The 1043-nt window shown below is 62.9% G+C and carries 2 protein-coding genes; one reads left to right on the forward strand and one right to left on the reverse strand.

Translation table 11 applies throughout. The features are described from left to right. The first annotated feature begins 314 nt into the window (after positions 1 to 314). Positions 315 to 581: a hypothetical protein gene (locus AC1DY5_RS56825; RefSeq protein WP_478122903.1), complete on the forward strand. Its 267-nt coding sequence runs from the start codon at positions 315 to 317 to the stop codon at positions 579 to 581. A 61-nt stretch (positions 582 to 642) separates the two neighbouring features. Here the strand turns inward: AC1DY5_RS56825 and AC1DY5_RS56830 are convergent. After that, on the reverse strand, positions 643 to 1043 hold a 401-nt coding region (locus tag AC1DY5_RS56830), incomplete at its 5' end, for a hypothetical protein (protein ID WP_478122904.1).

Consider the following 1043-nt stretch of genomic DNA (forward strand, 5'->3'; position numbering starts at 1 on the left):
GAACTCGTTGTGAGGAGTCGTCATGCCTGTCCCGCCACATATCGCCGTGGCCGCAAGGGTTCAGAGCATTCGAGAGACTGGGACCGGGCCGAAGCCCAGTCCCTGCCGCTCTCCAGCTACGGGAAAAGCCGCCTCATCACGAGGGGGCGCTGCGCTCTCGACGCCGAAGCGGAGAACGTGGGTCGGAGTTTCAGAGAGCGTGCGAGTCTTGAGAAACCCTAGAGGGGGTCGCGCGCTCAGACTGGCGCATCCGGCCTCTGCTCCCAGTTCCTATCCAGCGATCGACCTCGTCTGTCGAAGGGCAGAATCCGCCTATGAACACAGACAAAATCTTCGAGGTAGACACGTCACACCTTAATGCGGTGTATGCCGACATGAGGCGGGCTCGCGAGTTCACGAACGCAGGCATCGCGACCGCTGAGTCCAAGGCAGGGATGCATCAGGAGATGAAGAACACGGCGCGAGACGCATCACGCGCCCTCTTCTGGGCCAAGTTCGCGGGTGTGTGCGGTGCGTTCGGGGTTGTCCTGGCCGCAATCTCGGCTTGGCCGGTCATCGTCGGCTGGTTCTCGATGCCATAGGCCCCTTCGTGGTCGGCGTTGGGCGGCATTGGTCGTCTTGGCGCCGGCGGGTACGATCAAGTCATGCCTTGCCGGGCGGATCCCCGGCGCTCTTCACTTCATCCGCCGCGGGTTTGTAATCGGCGTCGGCGTCGTGAGCATTGGTCCCAACGTGCTGTTGTCCGTAAGTGCCCTCAGCAGGAGCGTCGACGGGCGGCGGGTTGCGCGCTTCTCGGCCAAAGCGAAGGATCACGGTCGACAAGGTGTCGATGCTAAAGCCGGCCAGGAACGCCAGCGTAAACGGCGTGCCGGAGACATGGGCCGGATCGACCGTTGCGCCGCTTCCGGAAGCGAACCAGCCGATGATCACCCCGCACGCGCCACCAGCGACGACGCGAAAGCCAACGCTACCGGGTCCCAAAGTTGGTCCGAACCGGTTGTTCATGACGTAGTTCACCACAAATATACAGGCGCCGAGAAGCC

The organism is Variovorax sp. P4_D9 (assembly GCF_056401695.1).

What these genes read in the sequence shown, in the direction of transcription:
- AC1DY5_RS56825 (WP_478122903.1), top strand. Translation starts at nt 315, where the DNA reads ATGAACACAGACAAAATCTTCGAGGTAGACACGTCACACCTTAATGCG.